7 protein-coding genes are annotated in these 6,000 nt (G+C 61.8%); 6 read left to right on the top strand and 1 reads right to left on the bottom strand.

The window, feature by feature from the left end:
* Positions 1 to 250 precede the first annotated feature (250 nt).
* Genes MU516_RS17260 through MU516_RS17235 form a run of 6 tightly spaced genes read left to right on the top strand, consistent with a single transcriptional unit; the run spans position 251 to position 4,142 of the window.
* On the top strand, positions 251 to 1,012 hold the full coding sequence (locus MU516_RS17260) for a type 1 glutamine amidotransferase domain-containing protein (protein WP_260278500.1): 762 nt from the start codon (positions 251 to 253) through the stop codon (positions 1,010 to 1,012).
* Positions 1,009 to 1,479, top strand: a complete 471-nt coding sequence (locus tag MU516_RS17255; RefSeq protein ID WP_260278499.1) for a hypothetical protein — start codon at positions 1,009 to 1,011, stop codon at positions 1,477 to 1,479. The genes MU516_RS17260 and MU516_RS17255 overlap by 4 nt, the downstream gene beginning before the upstream one ends.
* Positions 1,480 to 1,534: 55 nt before the next feature.
* A complete protein-coding gene (locus tag MU516_RS17250; RefSeq protein ID WP_260278498.1) occupies positions 1,535 to 1,750 on the top strand; it encodes a hypothetical protein in 216 nt (71 codons plus the stop codon).
* Positions 1,747 to 2,286 (top strand): DUF924 family protein, encoded by a 540-nt coding sequence (locus tag MU516_RS17245; RefSeq protein ID WP_260278497.1) that lies wholly within the window; start codon positions 1,747 to 1,749, stop codon positions 2,284 to 2,286. The genes MU516_RS17250 and MU516_RS17245 overlap by 4 nt, the downstream gene beginning before the upstream one ends.
* Complete coding sequence (locus MU516_RS17240) at positions 2,270 to 3,487, top strand: low temperature requirement protein A (protein ID WP_260278496.1); 1,218 nt, start codon at positions 2,270 to 2,272, stop codon at positions 3,485 to 3,487. Before MU516_RS17245 ends, MU516_RS17240 begins: the two co-directional genes overlap by 17 nt.
* 1 nt (position 3,488) lies before the next feature.
* Positions 3,489 to 4,142, top strand: a complete 654-nt coding sequence (locus MU516_RS17235) for a potassium channel family protein (protein ID WP_260278495.1) — start codon at positions 3,489 to 3,491, stop codon at positions 4,140 to 4,142.
* A 310-nt stretch (positions 4,143 to 4,452) separates the two neighbouring features.
* On the opposite strand, the gene MU516_RS17230 is transcribed toward MU516_RS17235, so the two are convergent.
* Positions 4,453 to 5,916, bottom strand: coding sequence for an MFS transporter (locus tag MU516_RS17230; protein ID WP_260278494.1), 1,464 nt, complete (start codon positions 5,914 to 5,916; stop codon positions 4,453 to 4,455).
* Positions 5,917 to 6,000: the final 84 nt, after the last annotated feature.

The raw sequence follows: 6,000 nt of genomic DNA, 5'->3' as shown, positions 1-6,000 counted from the left end.
CACCGGCGATTTTGTATTGGAGGATTTGGGCTTCATCTTCGTTCCTTCGTCACTACGACGAAGCCCAAATCCTCCTTAAATCACAACCTCAAATCTGTGCCATAGGCGCTGATGGGGGACAGGTGGATGACCGGCCAGACAATCCTTGTCAACGGTGGCTACACGACCAAGTAATCACGAAGGCGGCGGAGCATCGGTTCCGCCGCCTTGCTGGATTTCGAAAGACCCATGCACAGAGAGGGGATCTCAAGTGACGGCTTCGGATATCGTCCTCAGGACCAGCCTGAGCGTGCGCAGGAGGCCGCGGCGCATTCTCTCCATCGTCTCGAACACCGCTGATCTGAAGGGGTTTCCCGTCGGCTTCCTCGCCGAGGAGATGACGCCGGTTTTCCTGATGTTTACCGAAGCAGGCCATCGCGTGGACCTCGTTTCTATGAACGGCGGCGAGGGCATGTTCGACACGCATAGCGATCCGCGCAACTCGGACGGCGGCTATACGGACAATCTGATCAGCCTCGGCTTTGTCCAGCATGCGCGATTTAGCGCGATGTTGAAGGATACCCTGCCGAACAGCTCGGTGTCGGCCGATGATTACGACGCCATCTGGGTCGCTGGTGGGGGCGGGCCATTGCTGACCTTCAAAGACGATACCGCGCTGCATGTGTTGATCGCGGCCTTCTACGATAAGGGCAAGATCGTCTCGCTCATTTGCCACGGCTCCTCCCTGCTACTCTGGGCAAGGCTGTCGAACGGAAAGCTGCTGGCCGAGGGCAAGAAATGGACCGGTTTCACCGATGCGGAGGAAGAGGCAGTCAATAGGGCCTTCGGAATGACCCTGAACGACTACACAATCGAGGCCAGCGCAAAGGACATTCCCGGAACGGAGTTTCTGTGCCGAGATGCCAATGAGCCATTCGCCATCCGCGACGGTTGCCTGATCACCGGACAGCAGCGGTACAGCAGAGGTTTGACGGCGGAGCTTATGTTCGAGGCGCTGGAAGAAGCCGCATGAACGACGGCGGCAGGTCCGAACATGGAAATGGCGATATGAGCAATTCGTTTCAGACGATCTTTGACCGCCAGAAGGCGGCCTTCCTCAGCGACCGCACGAGATCGCGCGGCTGGCGATTGGATCAACTCGCCAGAATGGAGCGAATTCTGCTCGACCATCGCGACCGCTGGTGCACGGCGCTGCATCAGGATTTCGGCAAGCCGCCCTTTGAGCAACAGTTCGAGATCACGGTGCCGTTGTCCTTCGGCGGCGGCTGCGTGAACCTGACCAATCTGCATTGCTGGGTCGGGTCGCTGCCCTTTGGCGGGGGTGGTCATTCTGGGATGGGCAAGTATTACGGCAAAGCGGGGTTCGATACGCTCAGCAATGCTAAGTCACTTCTGATCTTGCCCGCCGAGAGGACCGTCGATGTCTATCCGCCCTATGCGGAAAAGGACATCGACGTGATGCTTGCGCCATTTGCCTAACGCCCGGAGGTCTCACATGCATACTGTTCTCGTGATCCTTAGCGGTCTTGTCCTGATGGCAGTCGTCTATGGTGTTGCGCTCTGGCGCGGCACCTCCCTACGCCGCGCTTTTCCCCTTTTTGCCATCCTCTGGGCGGCAGCTGCTGCGATCAATCTCTGGGTCGGCGTGGCCCATGCGGGGTATAGTTTGGCCGAAGAATTGCCGATCTTCGCCGTGGTCTTCGGCGTCCCTTGTCTTGTCGCCTGGCTTCTGGCGCGGCGGTCGGCATGAGGGATCCCCGGATCGGCGAGGTGATCGTCTGGTGGCAAGACGCGGTCGAGGACTGGTTCTCCCAATCGCCCGCCTTCGACGCCGCTTTTCGCACAGGCTTCGCACCTCTACATGAGATGGCCATGGCAGGTGATCTTGCGGCATGGCGAGACACGCCGGAGGGCTGTCTGGCGCTGCTGATCCTGCTCGATCAATATCCACGCAATGCGTTCCGTGGCACCAAGGAGATGTATCGCGCAGACCTGCAAGCCCTGTCGTTGGCGCGTCACGCCCGGAGGCAGGGCTGCATCGACCGAGTGTCGCATGACCTCCGCCTGTTCATGCTCTTGCCTTTCGCACACTCCGAGGTGCTCGAAGATCAGGACCAATCGGTCGCGCTGCATCGCCGCTATCTGCCCTCGGGACTTCACCGGGCCGAGCACCATCGAGACATCGTCGCACGCTTCGGGCGCTTCCCCCACAGACAACCGATCTTCGAACGCGCGCTGACATCCGAGGAACGCCGGTATTTGAACGCAGGTGGGTTTCAAGGATAATCGCAAAAACTCAACAGGAAAAGTATTCATGTCTAACCTATTGCACCGCCTTGTTCCGACCAACGCCCTACGAGCGCTCCGCCCCGAGGACACGCCCCGCGTCACGACGATGGAGCTGTTCTTCGATCTCGTCTATGTCTTCACGATCATCCAGCTTTCCCATTACCTCCTGGAACATGCCAGTTGGCTTGGGGCGCTGGAATATGTGACGCTCTTCGCCGCTGTCTGGTGGGCCTGGAACTACACCGCCTGGGCGGCCAACTGGGTAAACCCCGACCACCCCAGCGGGCGTGGGTTGATGATCGTCCTGATGGGCTGCGCGCTTCTGATGGCCGTGGCGGCGCCGCAGGCTTTCGGCGAACGCGCGGCGCTGTTCGCTTTTGCCTATGTGGCCATGGCACTGATCCGGGCGGGCTACATGGCCTTTGTGTTTCGCGGTCAGGTGATGGGGCGCAACTATACCCAACTCGGTGCGTGGAGTGCGATTTCCGGTCTCTTCTGGATATTGGGGGCCTTCATCGCACCCGCGCGGCTGGAGTTTTGGATCGTCGCCGTTTTGATCGACTATGCTGCGCCCTACGTCGGTTTTTGGCTGCCCGGTAAAGGCGCGACGCCGATGTCGAGCTGGCCATTGAAAGGGCTGCATCTCTTCGAGCGCAACCAATTGATCTTTATCATCGCGCTCGGGGAATCCATCCTGTTGCTTGGGGGCTATCTGGTCAGCCATGAGATCCATCTGGACACGGGTGTCGCCGCACTGATCGGCTTCCTGTTGATCGTGACATTGTGGTGGATCTACTTCGTCGATCTTTCCGAGCCGGGCGAACATCGGTTCGAACATGCGACGGATCACACCAGCCTCGCGCGCGCGGGTCTGGCCTACGCACATGGCGTCGCAGTCTGTGGTGCCATCGTGACCGCCGTCGCCATTGAGATGATCGTGGCCCATCCCCATGACGCGATCCATGCCGAGACCGCGATCATCGCCTTCGCCGGGCCGTCGCTCTTCCTCCTTGGTTGCACGATCTTTCACCGCGTCACGGCGGAACGCCTGCGGGGGCTGTACCTTCTGGCCGTTGCAGCGCTTGCGGCCTGGGGCTGGCTGGCACTGAACCTGCACCTGAACGGGTTGTGGCTCGGGACGGGCGTTCTGTTAATCGTGATGGCCATGGCGGCGCTCGGGCATCGAAAGGCAGATTGAAATGCTGACACTGCCCACGGCCCAGAACAAGGTTGTCGCCAATGCCGGCTTTCTGGCGGCAATCCTGATCCACAACCTGACCTATCCGCTGTCGGCGGCTGGCGGGATTTGGCCCGCGCTGTTCTATTGCTTCTACGCAACGATCTTTGTGGTGGCGACCTGGGCTCTCACGGACAACCAGACCTTGCGTGCCCTTGTTGGAGGCGCAGGGCTTGCCGTGTTTATCGCGGGCCTCTTGAACTCCTATGCCCCTTCGGATGGGGCAGCGCTGGCCGTCTACCTAACCTCCATCGCCTATCACCTCGGCATGGTCGTCGTGTTGGCGCGCTACACCTTCGGGACCAAGACGGTGATGACCGACGTGCTGATCTCCGCGACCTCGCTCTACCTCGTGATCGGATCGGGCTTTGCCGCCGTACTGGCCTTCATCGAATGGTGCGTTCCGGGATCTTTCGTGGCAAGCTCCGGCGCGGCGATCGACTGGCAGCAGATGGTGTACTTCAGCTACGTGACGCTGACGACTCTGGGCTATGGCGACATCACACCGGTCGGCTTTTACGCCCAGTCCTTCGTCGCCTTCGAAGCTATTGGGGGGACGCTCTACACCGTGATGTTGCTGTCGCGCCTGGTCGGACTGCACGCCGGTAGCGGGTAGTTGGGTCGAGTGGCATGCTGATTCTGGCCCGTGCAGCAATGCTCGGCACAAAAAGGCTTGAGCAGTGTCATCAAGCCGCCAGAACAATCGCTCGCTTACTGGGCTGGCATAATGCTGCTGCTACTCGTTCGGCCCAGAGCCGACCTTCAGGCCTAGATCAGAATGCGGCAGCGCAGTCCGTCAAAGCTGCCGTTGGCCGCGCGTGCGAACCCTGGCGTGATCGTAAGGTCGGCTGAGCGGGCGGAGCGGACAATGCTACCCTAAGGCTCTGCACAGACAATCCACGTTGCCGCGCACGGTTGGCCCGATCTCATGTCCCCCTACGCCAAATGCCGAGGGCTGCGCCCAAGACCATGACGGAAGCCACCGTGATTACACCGACGAAGGCTTCGTCGAAGGCGCCACGGGCCAGCAACGTGAGTTGCGAGGCATCGCTGTCGTTCAGGCTCTCGGCAATCAGCAACGCCTGATCGATGCTGTCGGCCACGGTCATGCTGAGACCCGCGGGAACCGTCATGGCACGGGTATAAAGCGCGGTCATGACGCTGCCGAGAATGGCGATGCCGACCGCGCCGCCGAGTTCGAACGAGACCTCCTGCACGGAGGCCGCCATGCCAGCCTGTTCCTCAGGGGCGGACATCATGATCACGCTCGATGCGGCCGTCATCGTGGCCCCGACCCCGAAGCCCATCACCGCCAAGACCGAAAGCCAGACGGCGGTCGGCCCCTGATGCGTCAGCAGGAAGGCGACCAGGGCAAGGCCGGTCAGCGCCAGCGCCGAGGTCAGCACGCGCGCGCCCCCCAGACGCGGCATCGCGAGGCCCGTGACGGGGCCAGCGATGAAAGATGCGGCAGAGATGGGCAGGATCAGCAGGCCCGCCTCGAGTGGCGAGAGGCCGAGAACCAGCTGGAGGCGCTGACTGAACACCAGCTCGACGCCGACCAGGGCTCCGGCCGCCACCAGTCCCGCCACCACTCCCGAGGCAAAGCGCGCCTTGCCGAAGAGCGCGAAGTCGATCAAAGGGTGGGCGCTCGACCGCTGGCGGCGCACGAAGGCCCACATTGCGACGGCTCCGATGACGAGAGCTGTGCCCGCGGCGGCAAAGGACGGGTCTCTCTTGGCGACCTCCTTTATCGCGTAGACCAGACCGACGAGCCCGACCATCACCTGAGCCGAGCCCGCAAGGTCGAAGGGATGCGCCTGCTCGGGCCGCCGGTTGACCAGCATCAGCACGCCGCCGATGAGGGCTGCGAGGACGATCGGCACGTTGATGAGAAAGACCGACCCCCACCAGAACCACTCCAGCAGGAGGCCTCCAAGGACGGGCCCCGCGGCCGCGCCGCCTGAGGCGATAGCCGCCCAGACCCCGATGGCGAAGGCGCGCTCCTTCTCGTCGGTGAAGGTTAGGCGGATCAGCGACAGGGTCGCCGGCATCATCATCGCCGCCCCCACCGCCAGCAACACCCGTGCCGCGATGAGCGCCGCAGGCGTCGGGGAAAAGGCGGCCCCCAACGAGGCGAGGCCGAAGACCGCCAGCCCGGCGAGGAACATGCGCTTGTGGCCGACCCTGTCTCCCAAACCGCCCATGCCCGGCAGAAGGCCCGCCATGACCAGCGGATAGGCGTTCACGATCCACAGCTTCTCGGACGCCGTCGTGGCGAGTTCCTGCGTTAGGCGTGGTAGAGCAGTATAGAGCACCGTGACATCGATGACGATCAGAAACAGGGCGCTCGAAACGATGGCCAGCACGAGCCAACGGTTGCGGGGAAGCATCTGGGTCTCCTTGGGGAGTCGAATTAGGGTTGCATTACATGGCTGCGCGTATAGATACGTTCGTATCGTAATGAAAGGGAGAAT

This window comes from Paracoccus maritimus (assembly GCF_025195095.1).
GTDB lineage: Bacteria > Pseudomonadota > Alphaproteobacteria > Rhodobacterales > Rhodobacteraceae > Paracoccus > Paracoccus maritimus.
This window is presented reverse-complemented; position numbering and strand designations above follow the sequence as displayed.